Below are 17,367 nucleotides of genomic sequence, written 5' to 3'. Positions count from 1 at the left end.
AATCATTTATAATTTTTACAATAATATTAATTTATTTTTTATTATAACAACTCAATTCCTGCGTTTCTAAAATTTTCAATCATATCTTGTGGCCATACTCCAACTTGCACTTCCCCTATATGTGCCTTTTGCAAGAAATACATACATATTCTTGATTGACCAATTCCTCCACCAATTGTATATGGAAGCTCACCATTTAAAAGCATTTTATGATAATCAAATTCTTTTCTATCTTCACATCCAGCAAGCTTTAACTGTCTATCTAGTGATTCTTCATCAACTCTAATTCCCATTGATGATAATTCTAATGCAGAATCTAGAACAGGGTTATAAAATAGTATATCTCCATTTAATTCCCAATCATCATAATCAGGGCTTCTTCCATCATGTTTTTCTCCTGATATTAATGTCTTTCCTATTTGTGTTATAAATACAGCTTTTTTATCTTTTACAATTTTATCTTCTCTCTCTTTTGGTGATAGCTCTGGATACATATCTTCTAATTCTTGTGATGTTATAAATGTTATTTCTTCTGGTAAAATTTCTTTTATACCTTCATACATACTACACACAAATATTTCAGTATCTTTAAATACTCCATATAATCTTTTTACAACATCTTCTAAAGTTTTTTCATTTCTGCTACTTTTTTCTATAACTAATTCCCAGTCCCATTGGTCTACATATAAAGAATGTATATTATCCAATTCTTCATTTTTTCTTATTGCATTCATATCTGTATATAAACCACTTCCAACTGCAAAACCATATTTTTTAAGAGCTAATCTCTTCCATTTTGCAAGTGATTGAACAATTTCTGCATTTTTATCCATAAATGGTATATCAAAACTTACTGCTTTTTCTCCATTTAAATTATCATTTGCCCCTGTCTCAGGCAATACAAATAATGGTGAAGAAACTCTCATTAGATTCAACTCATTACTCAATCTCATCTCAAAAAAATCTTTTAATTTTTTTATAGCTACTTGTGTATCAATTACATTTAGACTACTTTTATAATCTTTTGGTATTATTGTACTCATACTATTCACTCCCTATATTTTATATATTTTTCCATTAAAAAAACCTCTCATCCCTATAAAAAGGGACGAAAGGTTGCTTTTCCGCGGTACCACCCTGATTAGTTTGAAATAAATTCAAACCCAGCTCATAATGTACAGATATTACTCGATACATCCCAATATGATAACGGTTTGGTTCCGACTAAGCCTACTCTTTTAAAATTTCAGTTAGCAACTCCAGGATGTTCTTCACTATAGACTTCATATTGGTCTCACACCATCACCAACTCGCTTTAATTACATTCTATACCTACTCTTCCTTTCAACGTCTTTAAAGTTTTATCTTTACTTTAATAAAAGTTAACTTTTATGTTTTCTATTTATTCATAATAGTATGATAAGTGATTAGTTGAATTTTGTCAAGTTTATTATTTTTTATTTTTTTGTATACTTTATAAATTTTTACCTATGCTTTATAAGTTTTCAAATATAGTTTTTAATCTATCCATACATTCTTTTAATAGAGACTGTGGGCATGCTACATTTATTCTTTCAAACCCAATACCTTCTTTTCCAAATATATAACCCTCATCAAATAATACATTGGCTTTTTTAAACATTAAATCTTCAAGTTCTACTTCATTTAATCCATAAGCAGTAAAGTCTAACCAAGCTAGATATGTTCCTTCTGGATAAACAAGTTTAACTTTTGGTAAGTTTTCTTTTAAATACTCATCAATAAATTTTATATTATTATCTAGATATTCATTTAATTCATCAAGCCAATCTTCACTTTCATTATATGCTGCTATAGTAGCTACAATAGCAAAAGGATTTGGTGAAGTACCAACTCCAACAGCTGTAACTTCATCTTGATACTTCTTCTTTAACTCTTTATTATTCACTATTATATTGGATAATTGCATTCCAGCTAAATTAAATGTCTTACTTGGAGCTATACATGTAACTATTTTCTCTTTATATTCTGGGCATAATGATTGTAAAGGAGTATGTTTAAATCCTTTTCGAATTAAGTCAGAGTGTATTTCATCTGCTATTATCCATAAGTCATATTTTTTGCATATTTCTACAACTTTTTTTAATTCTTCTTCTCTCCATACTCTACCAACAGGATTGTGAGGGCTACAAAGAATAAGTACTTTATTATTGTCACACTTAGCTTTTTCTTCTAAATCAGCGTAATCCATTCTATAACTTCCATTTTCATATATTAGAGAATTGTTTACAACTTCCCTATTATTACTTTTTATCTTTGCTTCAAATGGATAATATACTGGTTTTTGAACTATTACTCCTTCTCCAAAGTCTGTTAATATTCTTACTAAAATAGCAACAGCAGGTACAACTCCAGGACTAAAAACAATATCGTCTCTATTTACTTCCCAGTTAAATCTTCTTTTATACCATCCACAAACTGCATCGAAGTATTTATCACTATTATTAGAACTATATCCAAATATTTTGTGGTCAATTTTTTTATGTAATGCTTCTATTATTGGTTCTGCACATTCAAAATCCATATCTGCAATCCAAAAAGGTAAACCATCTTTTTGCGATTTTGGTGAACAATTAGTTCTAAAATCCCACTTTACACAGTCTGTTCCGACTCTGTCTATAAGTCTATCAAAATTATATTTACTCATTTGAACCTCCTAAAAATATAAATTCTATAAATATTAAATTTGTCACTACTTGTAATCTAATGACATTTTACCACTCTACACACTATAATAATAACACTTTTTGCTTTAATAGATTTAAAATATACATATTTTTCCTGTAATAGATTTTTTCGATATTGTAAAAATAACTTCATTGCAACAAAATAAAAAGAGAATTTTTATGTCAATAATATTGCAAATAACATAAAAATTCTCTTTTCATAATTTTAAAAAACTTTTAAATACAAAGCAATTAATCTAAAACCTTATCCTAATCTCTTTTCAACTAGTCTGCACCAGATATCAACTCCATATTCTAAAGCTTTAGTATCAAATGTCACATTAGGATTATGAAATCCTGGTGTAGCATCAGCACCCAGTCCAATATATGTAGTCTTACATTTTAGTTTTTGAGTATAATAGTGAAAATCTTCTCCACCAGAGTTTTTAAATACACCTATAGATGCATCTTCACCAAGTACATCTTTAATAGTTTCTTCAGCTAAACTTACAAGACCTTCATCAAACTCTGCTGCTGGAACTCCATCTTTTGAAAGTAGTATAGCCTCTGCGTTTATAGAACTTGCAGCGGTTTTTATAGCATGAATAGCTTTTTCTTTTAATTCTTCTATTATCTCATTACTCTCTGCTCTTATATCTAAAGCCATAAAAGCTTCATCTGGTATATTATTATATGTCTCCCCTTTAACTGATATATTTGTAACTTTAATAGAATTTGGAACAGCTGGATTTACTCTTATTGCATTTATTGCATTTACTGCTAAACAGACAGCATCTACTGCATTTACACCCAAGTGTGGCTTAGAACCATGACAAGTAATACCTTTAATACTAAATTCCATTATGCAACTGGCACAATGATACATTGCAGGTATGGCCTTTCCTAATCTACAATCTTGCCCAGGTCTTAAATGCATACCTACCATCTCTTCAACATCATCTAATAAACCAGAGTCTATTACTCTTAATGCCCCATAAAGTTTTTCTTCACCTGGTTGAAAAATTATTTTAAGTTTTCCTTTTTTTACCAAGTCCCTTTCTTTTATTAATCTTGCAGCCGTTAGAAGCATTGAAGTGTGACCATCATGACCACAAGCATGTATCATTTTCTTTTCTCCATCTATTATAAATTCTAATGCATCTATATCTGCCCTTATAGCAAATACTGGTCCTTCTTTTTTAGAGTCTATTGTTACTATAATACCAGTTTCTGCAACACCTTCATCTATATTTTCAAATCCCATTTTTTTAAGTTCTTCTAAAAGAAATGTAGATGTCTTGTATTCTTCAAATCCTTTTTCTGGAATTGTATGCAAATAATCATACACCTTATGTACATAGTCAATATAACTTTTATTATTTTCCATAATATAATACCTCCATAAATTTTAATTTTTATCCTGTATTACTTTTTTCATATGTTATCTATACTACAAAATAATTCATTATAAGCATTGCAATACATCCATTTAAAGTTGCTATTATGAACATATGTGGATAGTATTTAGTTTTTAATTCAGCTGTTCCTAACAGTCTACCCATAAATTGTATCTGAGCTCCTGAAAGTAATAACATTGGTAAAAGTATTGCAACATGTGCTTGATTTATTTGACCTGCTGTAAACAAGCCAGCTATTACCCCAGAAGCTCCTCCCATTGATATAAATATCGTCATTATTGCAGTTGCTGCAACGCCTGGAAGTCCAAATATGCTCATTACAGGTGTGAAAATTGTTCCTATTATATCCAAAAGACCAGTTAAATTGAATATAGAAATTATAGCAAAACCAAATATAACATTTGGAGCCATTGAATTTGTGCTTATTTGAAACCCATTTCTAGCTCCACCAATAAATGCATCTATCACATTTCCTTTTTTAACTTTTACCTCTTTCTTTGCTATATCACTCATATTAAGCTTCCTCCTTTTCGAATTTATTTAAGTATAATCTAAGTAAGTTTGCTCCAACAAATTTCATAATTAATATTAAGGCAAGTGGTATAAATATTGGAACATCGCCTATAAATGGGAACAATGCTGCTCCTGAAGCAAAGAAATTCGTGATTGCAGATGCACCAGAAAATTGAAATGCACAGAAAACAGCTTTTTGTTTTTCATCTATATATCCATCATCTTTAAGTTCCTTAGTCATAGATGCAGCAGCGTCTGTAGATTGTAAACTAGCTATTAAAGTTAATCCTGCAAATCCAGGTAATCCTAGTAATGGTTTTAATAGTGGACTAAGAAGTTTTTGTGCTGCTTTCATACCATCTAAGTGGTCTATAACTCTAACTATTCCAAGCGCAAACATAACTGATGGTATTAAAGTTAATGCATATAGCCATCCATCACGAGGACCAGTCCCTCCATCCCCTCTGAAGTTTGCAGCTAATGTACCTACACCATCATTAACTGTTCCCAATGAACCAAAGTTTCCTAATACATTATTAAAATCTAGTACTTTTAATGCTCCAGGTGCATCTTTAAATATTCCTGAAAAGAATAATGCTCCTAATATTAATGCTACATACCCATACCATTTAACTTCTATTTTTTCTGTTGTTGATTCTAGTTTGCTCATATAAATTCTCCCTCCTGCTTAAATAAATTTTATTAGTACACCTTTTTATTAAGCAAAACCCATGCCAATACTTTAATAATAATATTTTTTCATTTGTTTTTTTATTGTTATTTTTTTTTATCACATGAACAGCTTGCAATTGCTAACTTTTTAAACTTCTATTTATGTACCTTTTATTGGCATACAGTAGAAAAATCTTTATATTATAAAGATTTTTCTATATAATTTTTAAAACTAATTTTATAAATAGGTTTTTATAGGATAAAAACCTACAAAAACCTATTATTTAGCTAAATGTATAAATTTATCATGTTATTTGTTGTATAATATAACTTGTTCTGCTCTTAAAAAAGCAAACTAAATATTACCTTAGTTAGGAGAAATAAAATGGACAGAAAAAAATTAATTCTTATAACATATGATAAATTAAATGCTGACCACTACAAAGAAGAGTTAATAAGCTTTTTTGGAGATGAAATAAGTATAGAAACACAAAATATACTTGATGGTATAAGAGAGAATTTAGAGGGTGATGTAGTTCTTTCTCTATCACCTTTAACTAGTAATTTTTTAATAAAGCATTTCAAGGAAGATATTGAAATTATCCATGGAACAAAAGCACTTTCAAAGCTTGGATATGAGAAAATGATGAAACTACCTCCAGGCACAAAATCATTACTTATGACTACCAATAAAACTTCAGCGTTTGAAATGGCTACTTATTTATATAAAATAGGAATAAATCATATTGATTTTGTACCAACATACCCAAACTGTGAAGAAATATATGATTTAGATACAGCTATAACACCAGGTCAGACCAGATTTATACCAAAATATATAAAAAACATCGTTGACTTAGGTTGGAGAAAAATTTCATTAGATACATATATGTCGTTACTAGTAGTATTAAAGCTAAAAAACGAGAAGTTTATAGAAAAACTATACAAGCTATCTAAGGAAACACTTAGTCATGATTTTTTAAATACATCATTAGATAATATATCTAAATTAAAAACTATACTCTATATGACTATTGATGAAATTGGAGATGGATTAATATTTTTCAATACATTTAACAAGGTCACATTTGTAAATAAATCTTTACTAAGCATGTTAGACTTAGATGAAAGACTCATAAAATCACCTTCTTTAATGGAATCTTTACCAAAGAGTTTTTTAGATAAAATCACGAAAAATCTAAACATAGATAATATGATTATATACATAGATGAAATAGACAAGAAATTTATACTATCAAAAAAACCATTTTATCTTTATAAAAATATAGAAGGTTGCTTAATTACATTAAAAGATGTAAGCAAGATAGAAATACTAGAGCAAAAAATAAGAAGTGACTCTGTTAAAAGAGGTTATATAGCCAAGTATAAGTTCAATAATATAATTGGAAATAGTGCTGTTATAAAAGACTGTATAAAAAAAGCAAAAAAAATGGCTCTTACAGATAACCCCATACTAATAACTGGCGAAACAGGTACTGGTAAAGAAGCTTTTACTCAATCAATACACAACCATTCTCATAGAAAAAATAAACCTTTTGTAGCAATAAATTGTGCTTCACTTCCAAGTGAATTACTTGAAAGTGAACTGTTTGGATATGAAGATGGTTCTTTTACTGGAGCAAAAAAAGGTGGAAAGAAGGGATTATTTGAATTAGCTCATACTGGAACCATATTTTTAGATGAGATAGGAGATATGCCACATGATTTACAAGTAAAGCTCTTAAGAGTTTTACAAGAAAAAGAAATCAGAAAGATTGGTGGTACAAATATTATTCCAATTGATGTAAGAATACTGGCTGCTACAAATAAAAACCTAGAAAAATTAATTTTAGAAAATAAATTTAGAATGGATTTGTTTTACAGGATAAGTATGTTCACATTAGAGTTGCCTCCTCTTAGAAACAGATTAGAAGATATACCACTTCTTTTGGAATCATTTTTAAAAGAACTTCCCTATAAAAATATTAAACTTGATAAAAGTCTCTTAAGGGCTTTAAATTCTTATACTTGGATGGGAAATATTAGAGAATTGAGAAATTGTATTGAATATATGGCTTATATGGGTTCTAATCAACTTACAATAAATGACCTGCCACAAAATATATCTTCAAAATTAAATAATCATCATATGTTAGGAAATACATCTATATTTCATGATTTAAATCAATATGACAAAAATATATGTATTGCTATCCTAAAGTCACTATATATAAAACCTATGGGAAGAGCAAAACTCATGAAATTTATGGAGCATAATGTCACAGAATATGAAGTAAGAAATATGCTAGAATATTTGACATTTAATGAATATTTAACCCCTGGTAAAGGAAGAAAAGGTAGCTCTATCACCGAAAAAGGTATAAAAATTATAGAAAACAATATATTTTAGTTTTATAGTAATTCAAATTTACTACTTCAAAATTTATATTTATAATCATAAATTTTATTTTTACTATAACTGATTATAAAATAATAAAATATACTTTCAGCAAAAAAGCTATGAAATAATAATTTTTATTATTAATTTCATAGCTTTTAATATTAATATATTAATTGATTTAATATTACTGATTGATAATTATAAAGTGCCTCTGTTAAAGGTGTAAATTCTGAACCAATACCAAATTTTAATTCTGCAAACGCCTCTAGATAGTCTGGGTCACATACATCTTCTTGTGTAAAATCTTGAAGTACCATTTCAGTTGCAAGATAAGTTGCTAATGATGGTATAAAAGCATCCATTGGCATAGGATATCCACCAAGTCTATTTGACATGCCAGCAGCTTTAGCCTTTTCACTTATCACATCATTTATCTTATCATAATTTTGGGCATCTTTTTTAGATATTTTAAATCCCATAACGCTAGGGTATGTCTCCACTGGTGATGGATTACTTTGCTCTGCAACTATATATTTTAACTCTAAAGCTTTAGTTAATATAACTTCATCCATGTACTCATTTACACCAAATACATTTACATCTTTTCCATACTTCTTAACTTGTTTATCAATATCTTCATTTAAAAATTGTTTCATTTTGCCTTTATCTTCTTCTGTATTTACATTTGGTGTATTAACTTGTACAAATTGCATTCCTAAGTTTCTACAAGTCTCTTTAATTTTTTCCAGTCTTTTGGCGATATCAGCATCTTTCAAATCATCCTTAGATGCATAATGAATAAAAGCTTTTGCTCCCATTTCCTTTGAACGTTCAACTAATAACTTTCCTCTTTCCTCTGTGTCAATCCCTAGATTTACATCTACATATTGACTCAATTGGTTTTTGTCCTCTCCCATAGGAGCTGAGATAGTTATTATTTCTGGACGCTTTTCTTTTACCTTCTGTAATGCTGGTAAAAGACCTACTTGGTCTGTTGATACTACAATTGCCTGAATTTCTTCATCATCAGTCAATTTTACTATTTCATTTATAGACTTATCTATATTAGAAGTAAAGTTTTCTGGCAACACAACATGTTTTATAGTTCGCTCAACTCTAGCTTCACCATCTTTTTCTTTATCAGTTTCATTAGCTTCCTTATACTCTTTGGCTAAATCTTCTACTATATTGTATTGTACTTTATTTTCAGATAATGGCTGAGTTACTACTGCAACTTTAAAATCATCAATGATTTTCTCTTTATCATTTTTGCCAGTAACTAAGCTACAGCCTGTAAGTCCAATGATTAAACATATAGATAGCATAAATGCTGTTATTTTTTTAAGCATTAATTAAAACCTCCTAAATTTGTACTTTCTTATCACTATTACTAATTTTATCATACTTCAAAGAAAAATTATATTATAAAAAATTATATCCCAACTATTATAATCCAATCTAAAAAGTACTATGGGTAGATTAGATTTTAATTAAATCTACCCATAGTACTAAAAAAAATATATATTATAAAATTAAATTAATTATAAATTACTATGCTATTTGTTTGTTGCTTTTTATGAAGTTACCAACTATTCCACCCAATATAGCTGGTATTACCCAGTTAAAGCCCAAACCTGCAAGTGGTAAACTTTGTATAAATGGAACAGCTCCTGTCATTCCATTTACAGCTGATAATACACTAACTAGTAATGTAACATATGCTGCACCTTTAAATGCATTATCATTTTTTATATGTTTACCAGCCAATTCCATGATAACTATTGCCAATAAAACAGGATATATTGTTTGTAGAATTGGAACTGATATAGCTATTATAGCATCAACACCTAAATTAGATATAAGCATACTAGCCACACATATACCTATAACTAGTTGTTTATAAGTTGCTTTACTTATTCCTTCAAAATAAGTTGAAATTGATGCTGTTAAACCTGTAGAAGTAGTTAAACAGGCAAGTGCTACAATTACACCTAAAATTACCTTTCCTACTTGACCATATAATAGTATACTAGTTATCTCAACTAATAAAGATGCTTGAGGTATGCTAGTATCATATAAAGTTGAAGCTGTTGCTCCTAGATAAGTAAGACCACCGTATACTAATGCCAAGAATACACAGGCTACAAAACCAGCTTTAATAGTCATGCCTATTTGGTCTTTATCTGATGTATATCCTTTAGCCACTATAGACATTAACATTATAGTAGCCATAGATGCTGCACCTAGAGCATCCATTGTTTGATAACCTTGTGATATCCCTTCACCAAATAGATTTTTATCTATCATATGTTCTGGACTCATAGGTCCTGCTGGAGAGATTATCCCTTTTACAATTAGAACAAATAATACTAATAATAACGCTGGAGTTAAATATTTACCTATTATGTCTATAACTTTAGAAGACCTAATCGTAAATGCTAAAGTTAAACCAAAGAATATTACTGAAAATACTGCTTTAGCTACTGCTCCATGGTCTCCAAATATAGGTATAATACCCATTTCATATGTTGTTGCACAAGTTCTTGGTATAACAAGAAGTGCTAAACATGCTAGAGCAGCTACACTCATTACTCTTGCTAATCCTTTACCTGCTCTTCTAAGTACATCATCCATGCTTCCTTTACATCTTGCTGTTGCTATGATAACAAGCATTGCTATACCAGCATCTGCAACAACAAAGCCAACAAGAGGAATTAACCAGTCTTTACCGGATTCCATTCCTAAGAATGGAGGGAACATAAGATTTCCTGCGCCAAAGAACATAGAAAACAAAGCAAAACCAACTATAAAAATATCTCTCATCTGCTTACTCACACCAAACTACCCCCTTTGAAAATATTTTGAATATTAAGATAATCTTACTTTATTTTCATAAAAATGTCAATCTGGTAAAAATTCTCACATTGTTAACGTTTTCCCAATTTAATATTTGAATATAATTTTCATTTTATGATAATTCCCATCAGTTTTGTTAAATCGATTGCTTGTGACACATCAAAACAAGCTCCTCTAATATCATCTATTCCTACTTCAATACCTTCAATATTATTAGTAGTAAAATCTACTCCAGAAAGTTTAGTTCCATTAAAATTTGCTTTTTTTAAATTTGTATACTCGAATACTAAATTTTCATTTTTTACTTCCTGAAACACAGAACTTTCAAAATTTGAATCTAAAATAGAAACTATCTTAAACTTAGAAAAAGAGAAGTTAGAATATCTACCTAAAACATCCTTAAATAATACGTTTTTAAGTATACAATCATCCAATCTAACTCCTATTAATTTACTGTCTTTAAATTCAACTCTGTATATACTTCCTCCATCGAAAGATGTATTGGATAAATTACAGTTTTCAAATACTACATCAAGTAAGTCAATCTTTTTTAAATTACAATTTTCAAAGGATACATTTCTAAATATACAAGATTCAAAACTTGCTCTTGTAATATCCAAATCACTTATAACCTCATTTTCTATAGTTTTATTAAATATTTTTTCATCATTGAATATATCATCTAATACAGCTTCAATATTTTCAACATTTTCTAATTCCCCTGTAAATTTAGGCTTTTGTACTTTAATAATTTTAGTCATTTTCTCCTCCACTATAAATTATATTATTTTTAAATTCATTTTTATTATTATATTAAACTATTATATGTACTTTCAATATATTAAAAAGTTTTTACGAAATATTCTTGTATTCAGTACATTTATAATTATATCACAAACTTATTTATAATGAATTTCCATTAATAGCATAAATGTTATAAAAGTATAACATTTATTATACTTCTGTAATATTTATCTTTAGAAATAATTATTTTTTATAAAAAATGACCTCAATTTTTTATAAAATCGACAAAAAAACGAATAATTTCTTTAAATTTATTGTAAATAATACAATATTACGATATAATACAACAGAAAAACAAATAGAAAATGTTCATATAATATTAGTAATATGGTCTAATAGTCTCTACAAACTCACCTTAAATGAGTTTTCTATGAATAGAATGTTAATTTTAATATATATTCTATTCTATCTATATGAATATATATTTTTTTGTTTATATTTTAAAGTTTTTTGGAGGTAAAAATGGTACCAAACACTAATAATGTACAACCAGGTGGAAATAATTCATCATTAAGCTTTTTAGACAAAATGTTTAAATTCAGCGAACGTGGCTCTAACCTTAAGACAGAAATAATAGGTGGAGTTACTACATTCTTAACAATGGCATACATAGTTTTCGTAAATCCAGCAATATTATCTGAGGCTGGTATGGATAAAGCAGCACTTATAACAGTTACTATATTAGCTACAGCCATTGGTACACTGATATTTGCAATTTTAGGAAATGCACCATTTGCACTAGCACCTGGTATGGGTCTAAATGCATTCTTCACATATTCATTGGTTATAGGAGCAGGAATTCCATGGCAAACAGGTCTTGGAGTTGTGTTCTTATCTGGATGTGTATTCTTCACACTCGCAGTAACAGGTCTACGAAAGACAATTGCTGATGCAATTCCTCGAGAATTAGCAGTAGCATCTTCAGCAGGTATAGGTCTTTTCCTTGCTTTTGTCGGTTTAAAAAACATGGGGGTTATAATTGCAAACCCAGATACAATAGTTTCACTTGCAGATTTTACACCAACAGTTTTAATAGCTCTTTTTGCACTTATCTTAATGGCGATATTAGAATACAAAAAAATTAAAGGTGGAATATTAATAAGTATAGTAGTCGCAACAGTAATATCTATTATATGTGGATTTGTAGAATTACCAACAGCAATAATCTCAACACCACCAAGTATAGCACCAATTGCTTTTAAATTAGATATTGTAGGAGCACTAAAATTCTCATTAATTGGACCTATATTCTCTTTCATGTTTATAGACATGTTTGATTCATTAGCATTCCTTATCACTTGTTGCAAGCAGATGGGTCTTGAAGATGAAAATGGAGAAATAAAAGACCTTGGAAAAATGTTATATGCAGATGTTTCTTCTACTTTAATAGGTTCGTTTTTAGGAACTAGTACAGTTACAACATTCGGAGAATCAGCTTCTGGTATAGCAGCAGGTGCAAGAACTGGACTTGCTTCTGTAGTAACAGCAGCATTATTCTTAGCTACACTTATATTTACACCATTACTTGGTATAGTTCCTACTTATGCTGCAGCACCTGCACTTGTTATGGTTGGGGTATTCATGTTTGAAAGTATAAAACAAATCGATTTTGCTGATAGTAAAATAGCAGTCCCTGCTTTTGTTACAGTTTTATTGATGCCTCTAACTTATAGTATAAGTATTGGTTTGTGTTTTGGATTTATTTCATATATAATAATGCATGTTGTAGCTAAAGAAACTGATAAAATTAGTATCACACTTTGGGTTATAGGAATACTTGCAGTTGTAAACTTAGTACTAAGTTAGTATTTTAATTTTGATATATTAAAAGCTTATTTATTTTTAATTTACAAATAGCAAAATCAATTTTATATCTAAATTGATTTTGCTATTAACTTTATATATAAAATTTATTATCATAATATATAGATAGATAAAAAAATACATAGAAAAGGGATGATATTTATGTCACAATTACTTATAAAAAATGCATATCTAATCACTATGAATACAGATAGAGAAGTATATGAGAATGGAAGTATACTTATTGAAGACAATATTATAAAAAAAGTTGGTAAATTTGATAATAATATTGTAGATACAGATGCTGAAATATACGATGCTAATGGAAAAATATTAATGCCAGGGTTAGTCAATACACATGTTCACTTATCTCAACAATTAGGTCGTGGTCTTTCTGATGATGTTGTGCTTTTAACATGGCTTAGAGAAAGAATCTGGCCATATGAAAGTAGCTTTAATTACGAAGATTCTTTAATCTCATCTACTGCATGTTGTGTAGAACTAATAAAATCTGGTGTTACTACATTTTTAGAGTCTGGTGGTCAATATGTCGATGCTATGGTTGAAGCTGTTGATAAAACTGGAGTTAGAGCATGTCTAGCTAAGTCAGTTATGGATACAGGAGACGGTCTTCCTGAAGCATGGCAAAAAACTACTGATGAAGAAATCAACACTCAATTAGATTTATTCCATAAGTTTAATAATACATCTAATGAAAGAATTAAAATATGGTTTGCTTTAAGAACTATTTTTAATACAACTGAGGATTTACTTGTTAGAACTAAACAATTAGCTGACAAATACAACACAGGTATACACATGCATATAGCTGAAATAGCTGATGAAATTTCATTTGTAAAACAAAATACTGGAGTTGGAACAGTTGAATATCTTGATAAGTTAGGCGTTTTGGGTCCAAACCTTTTAGCTGCTCATACAGTTTGGCTTACTCATAAAGAAATTGATTTGTTCAGATTGCATGATGTAAAAGTTTCCCATAACCCTGGTGCAGCTATGAAAGTAGTACTAGGTTTTGCATCAATTCCTGAAATGCTAGAAAAAGGAATTCCAGTCTCAATTGGTACGGATGGGGCACCTTCAAATAATAGAATGGATTTAATGAGAGATATGTATTTAACTTCATTAATACATAAAGGAAGAACTTTAAATCCAACAGTTATTCCAGCTGAACAAATATTAGAAATGGCTACTATAAATGGAGCAAAATGTGCTTTACTTGAAAAAGAAATTGGTAGTCTTGAAGTTGGCAAAAAAGCAGATATGATTATTCTTAATCCAGATACAATTCATTGCTTACCAATGCATAATCCAATTGGAAACATAGTGTATTCTATGACTAGCGAAAATGTAGATTCTACAATTTGTGATGGAAAGTGGCTTATGAAAGAAAGAAAGGTATTAGTTGTAAATGAATCTGAGTTATTGGAAAAAGTTAAAAAACAAGCTTCTAAAATAAAAGAAAAATCAGAAGTTAAAATTCCTTCTAAATTTAAAATTATAAAATAGTATAAAACCAATTGTTTTGTAGAGATACTAGTTCAAGTAAACTTGTATAGTCTACTTACAAAACAATTGGTTTTTTTATGCTATATTTTATTAAAATAAAAATAGTAGTAGTATTATACTATAAATATATCACTAACAATTAGGTTCAGGTTTAGATTCATTTTCTTTATATTTAGTTATATCATTACAGCACATTAGGCACGCACTTTTTTCTTCATTCCATTCAATATATGAAGCATTAGCACTAGTCCAAACATTAAGATTATCATTATACAATTCTATTGTACAAAAACTTTTTTCCTCGCTAAGTTCATTCATTGGACAAACTTCACATGGTTTATCTATATTCCAAAATGCTTTATAACATAATTGATTTATCTCTGTGTTTGGAGCTATACTCAAGGTCTTTTGGTTTATAAATAAAAGCTCATATGTATTCTTGTTTATCACATAAGTCCATGAATTCAAATTATCCATAACTGCTTTTATAGTTTTATAAGATTTTATTAATTTATCTTCTTTACGCTTTTTAATTAAAAATATACTTAATATTTCTGATATAAATGTCAAGGATTCTATTTCCTCTTTTGTCCAAAATCTATTTCCATTACATTCGTCAAAGCCTACATATCCACTAAATTCGCCCTCATCTAAGATTGCACATTGTAACATAGATACTATCCCTTGTACTTTCAAAATTTTATATAACCCATCATCAAGTGAAGATATATCCTTGCAGTAAAAAATTCCTCTATCATTAAAATTTTGTTTATAATCATCAAATAAACTATATGATACTTTTTTAAGATTACTTATCTCTGGGTTAATACCATCATTGCACCATTCGAATGTATTGCTACAGTAAAGATTATCATCTGAATTTTCAAATATATATGCACGACTTACATCATAAGTTTTACCAACTAATTCTAATATAAAATTTACTGCTGTATCAACATCTTTGGACTCATATAAAATTCTAAATATATATTCATAAAAATTCTGTCTAAATGTTGACTTAGTTTTGTACGCTTCATCAATATTTTCTTCTCCACCTAAGACAGAATTAAAGGTTTTGGTTTTTATTAATCCATTATCCATAATTTTGCTATTATTTTCATATATACAATAGCAATCTTTGCCTTTTCCCTTTGCAAAATAAAGTGCATTGTCTGCACATCTAAAAATATCCTTGAAATTTTTACCATTATCAGGATAAATAGATATCCCTATACTTCCAGAAATCTTATAATCTTTATTTTTTCCTGTAAATGAACGTCTAAATAGATTTATTAATTCATCTGCCTTTTTCTTTAATACTTTTTCTGAATGTAAATCCTTTAAAAAAATTAAAAATTCATCTCCACCTATACGCCCAATAATATCATCTTCTCTAAATATATTTATAAATTTAGATGATATATCATTTAAAACTGCATCTCCAAATAAGTGGCCTAAATTATCATTAATTCCTTTAAAGTCATCAATATCGATTATAAATAATGCACTTTTAAGGTTTTTTCCTTCATTTTCTATGTATTTTCTAACTAAATCCTCTGCTGTGATTTTATTATACAGTCCTGTAAGCAAATCCCTTTGGGCTCTATTTTCAAGTTCTTCATTTTTTCGTTTTTCTTTATCTATATCTACAACAACACCGATAATACGTGTACATTGACTATACTTATCAATAATACTAGATAATCTAACTTTACACCAAATATATTTATCTTTTCCTTTTCTAAATCTAAGTTCTTTTTCATGATATGGGTTATCACCTTTTATAGCATTTGTAAAAAGGTCTAAATACTTCTGTATATCATCTTTATAGATGATTTCATTTTTCAATATACCTTCAATTAAATTACTTCTAACTAGTTTATATCCAAATTTCTTTTCCCAATTGTCAGAAATATTTACTGTATCTGTATTTAAGTTCCATTCAAAAACAATATTATTTTCTTGCTCCATAACAATTCTATAGCACTCTTCACTTATATCCAACTGCTCTTGAGCCGACTTACTTGATGTAATATCAATTACAACACAATAAACCCAAGGCTTCCCATATTTATCCTTCACTATTTGGCCTTTATCTAATAACCAAAGTATTTCTCCATCAGAGCGAACAACTCTATATTCAACTTCAAGTATATTGCTATTTTTTAATTGTTTTTCTAGTGCATTTTTAACCAGTTTACGATCACCTTCATATATAACATTTAACAATTTATTATCGAAAAATGATTCAAACTCTTCTTTTGTATATCCTAACAATTTTTGATATCCTTCATTTATAAAGCTAAATATGTAATTTCCATCACAACTATACTTATATACTCCTCCAGGAATATTTGCAGTCAACACTTCTAAGTCATCATTTATTCTTTTAAGTTCTTCAGAGTTACTTACCATTGTATCAATTAAATTATTAAAAGTGGTAGCAATTTCAGTATATTCATTATTTTTATCATTATTGAATCTTATACTTGTATCTCCATCTCTTATTTTCTCTATACTTTCAATTAATTTACCCATAGGATGTGAACTACCATCCACTTAACTACCTACGGTAATGTTTGAAGTGGTGGCTTCTTGGTCAAGATAACTATTGTTATCAGTATCTCCAAGCTATTAGGCTAGTTCCTAACCCTTATGATTACCATTT

Annotated in this window: 12 protein-coding genes, 1 riboswitch and 1 other annotated feature; of the genes, 3 read left to right on the top strand and 9 right to left on the bottom strand. The window is 28.7% G+C overall.

Translation table 11 applies throughout. The features are described 5' to 3' along the window. Positions 1-41: 41 nt before the first annotated feature. The 5 genes from asnA to KGF48_RS17815 form a co-directional block, all read right to left on the bottom strand. Complete coding sequence (gene asnA / locus KGF48_RS17835) at positions 42-1,043, bottom strand: aspartate--ammonia ligase (RefSeq protein WP_227854498.1); 1,002 nt, start codon at positions 1,041-1,043, stop codon at positions 42-44. Positions 1,044-1,101: 58 nt separating this feature from the next. After that, positions 1,102-1,357: a binding site (T-box leader), on the bottom strand. 138 nt (positions 1,358-1,495) lie between these two features. After that, the gene (locus KGF48_RS17830; RefSeq protein WP_227868390.1) at positions 1,496-2,686 is read right to left on the bottom strand and encodes a MalY/PatB family protein; all 1,191 of its coding nucleotides are present in this window, start codon (positions 2,684-2,686) and stop codon (positions 1,496-1,498) included. Positions 2,687-2,970: 284 nt separating this feature from the next. Continuing rightward, positions 2,971-4,092: a M20 peptidase aminoacylase family protein gene (locus KGF48_RS17825; RefSeq protein WP_227868389.1), complete on the bottom strand. Its 1,122-nt coding sequence runs from the start codon at positions 4,090-4,092 to the stop codon at positions 2,971-2,973. 58 nt (positions 4,093-4,150) lie between these two features. Continuing rightward, positions 4,151-4,636 (bottom strand): YjiG family protein, encoded by a 486-nt coding sequence (locus KGF48_RS17820; RefSeq protein ID WP_227482732.1) that lies wholly within the window; start codon positions 4,634-4,636, stop codon positions 4,151-4,153. A gap of 1 nt (position 4,637) precedes the next feature. Then, positions 4,638-5,306 carry a nucleoside recognition domain-containing protein gene (locus tag KGF48_RS17815; protein ID WP_227432369.1) on the bottom strand — a complete coding sequence of 223 codons (669 nt, stop codon included), beginning with the start codon at positions 5,304-5,306 and terminating at the stop codon, positions 4,638-4,640. Between the two features lie 387 nt (positions 5,307-5,693). Here KGF48_RS17815 and KGF48_RS17810 point away from each other — a divergent pair, with 387 nt between their 5' ends. Beyond that, complete coding sequence (locus KGF48_RS17810) at positions 5,694-7,718, top strand: sigma-54 interaction domain-containing protein (protein WP_227840529.1); 2,025 nt, start codon at positions 5,694-5,696, stop codon at positions 7,716-7,718. 152 nt (positions 7,719-7,870) lie between these two features. Here KGF48_RS17810 and KGF48_RS17805 read toward each other — a convergent pair whose 3' ends face one another. From KGF48_RS17805 to KGF48_RS17795, 3 genes are all read right to left on the bottom strand, one after another. Beyond that, on the bottom strand, positions 7,871-9,058 hold the full coding sequence (locus KGF48_RS17805) for a DUF3798 domain-containing protein (protein WP_227840528.1): 1,188 nt from the start codon (positions 9,056-9,058) through the stop codon (positions 7,871-7,873). Positions 9,059-9,260: 202 nt separating this feature from the next. Beyond that, on the bottom strand, positions 9,261-10,532 hold the full coding sequence (brnQ, locus tag KGF48_RS17800; protein WP_227840535.1) for a branched-chain amino acid transport system II carrier protein: 1,272 nt from the start codon (positions 10,530-10,532) through the stop codon (positions 9,261-9,263). A 140-nt stretch (positions 10,533-10,672) separates the two neighbouring features. After that, positions 10,673-11,326, bottom strand: a complete 654-nt coding sequence (locus KGF48_RS17795; protein WP_227840527.1) for a pentapeptide repeat-containing protein — start codon at positions 11,324-11,326, stop codon at positions 10,673-10,675. A gap of 332 nt (positions 11,327-11,658) precedes the next feature. Further along, a riboswitch (purine riboswitch) is annotated at positions 11,659-11,760 on the top strand. A gap of 71 nt (positions 11,761-11,831) precedes the next feature. On the opposite strand from KGF48_RS17795, the gene KGF48_RS17790 reads away from it, so the two are divergent. Then, the gene (locus KGF48_RS17790; RefSeq protein ID WP_227829221.1) at positions 11,832-13,175 is read left to right on the top strand and encodes an NCS2 family permease; all 1,344 of its coding nucleotides are present in this window, start codon (positions 11,832-11,834) and stop codon (positions 13,173-13,175) included. Between the two features lie 159 nt (positions 13,176-13,334). Then, the gene (locus tag KGF48_RS17785; protein ID WP_227840525.1) at positions 13,335-14,699 is read left to right on the top strand and encodes an amidohydrolase; all 1,365 of its coding nucleotides are present in this window, start codon (positions 13,335-13,337) and stop codon (positions 14,697-14,699) included. Positions 14,700-14,831: 132 nt separating this feature from the next. On the opposite strand, the gene KGF48_RS17780 is transcribed toward KGF48_RS17785, so the two are convergent. After that, positions 14,832-17,258, bottom strand: a complete 2,427-nt coding sequence (locus tag KGF48_RS17780; protein WP_227868388.1) for a diguanylate cyclase domain-containing protein — start codon at positions 17,256-17,258, stop codon at positions 14,832-14,834. Between the last annotated feature and the right edge of the window lie 109 nt (positions 17,259-17,367).

The organism is Clostridioides sp. ZZV15-6388, from assembly GCF_020657755.1.
Classification (GTDB): Bacteria; Bacillota; Clostridia; order Peptostreptococcales; family Peptostreptococcaceae; genus Clostridioides.
The sequence above is the reverse complement of the archived record's forward strand: the minus strand, read 5'-3'. Positions and strand labels throughout refer to the sequence as shown.

What these genes read in the sequence shown, in the direction of transcription:
- asnA (WP_227854498.1), bottom strand. Translation starts at nt 1,043, where the DNA reads ATGAGTACAATAATACCAAAAGATTATAAAAGTAGTCTAAATGTAATT.
- KGF48_RS17830 (WP_227868390.1), bottom strand. Translation starts at nt 2,686, where the DNA reads ATGAGTAAATATAATTTTGATAGACTTATAGACAGAGTCGGAACAGAC.
- KGF48_RS17825 (WP_227868389.1), bottom strand. Translation starts at nt 4,092, where the DNA reads ATGGAAAATAATAAAAGTTATATTGACTATGTACATAAGGTGTATGAT.
- KGF48_RS17820 (WP_227482732.1), bottom strand. Translation starts at nt 4,636, where the DNA reads ATGAGTGATATAGCAAAGAAAGAGGTAAAAGTTAAAAAAGGAAATGTG.
- KGF48_RS17815 (WP_227432369.1), bottom strand. Translation starts at nt 5,306, where the DNA reads ATGAGCAAACTAGAATCAACAACAGAAAAAATAGAAGTTAAATGGTAT.
- KGF48_RS17810 (WP_227840529.1), top strand. Translation starts at nt 5,694, where the DNA reads ATGGACAGAAAAAAATTAATTCTTATAACATATGATAAATTAAATGCT.
- KGF48_RS17805 (WP_227840528.1), bottom strand. Translation starts at nt 9,058, where the DNA reads ATGCTTAAAAAAATAACAGCATTTATGCTATCTATATGTTTAATCATT.
- brnQ (WP_227840535.1), bottom strand. Translation starts at nt 10,532, where the DNA reads ATGAGAGATATTTTTATAGTTGGTTTTGCTTTGTTTTCTATGTTCTTT.
- KGF48_RS17795 (WP_227840527.1), bottom strand. Translation starts at nt 11,326, where the DNA reads ATGACTAAAATTATTAAAGTACAAAAGCCTAAATTTACAGGGGAATTA.
- KGF48_RS17790 (WP_227829221.1), top strand. Translation starts at nt 11,832, where the DNA reads ATGGTACCAAACACTAATAATGTACAACCAGGTGGAAATAATTCATCA.
- KGF48_RS17785 (WP_227840525.1), top strand. Translation starts at nt 13,335, where the DNA reads ATGTCACAATTACTTATAAAAAATGCATATCTAATCACTATGAATACA.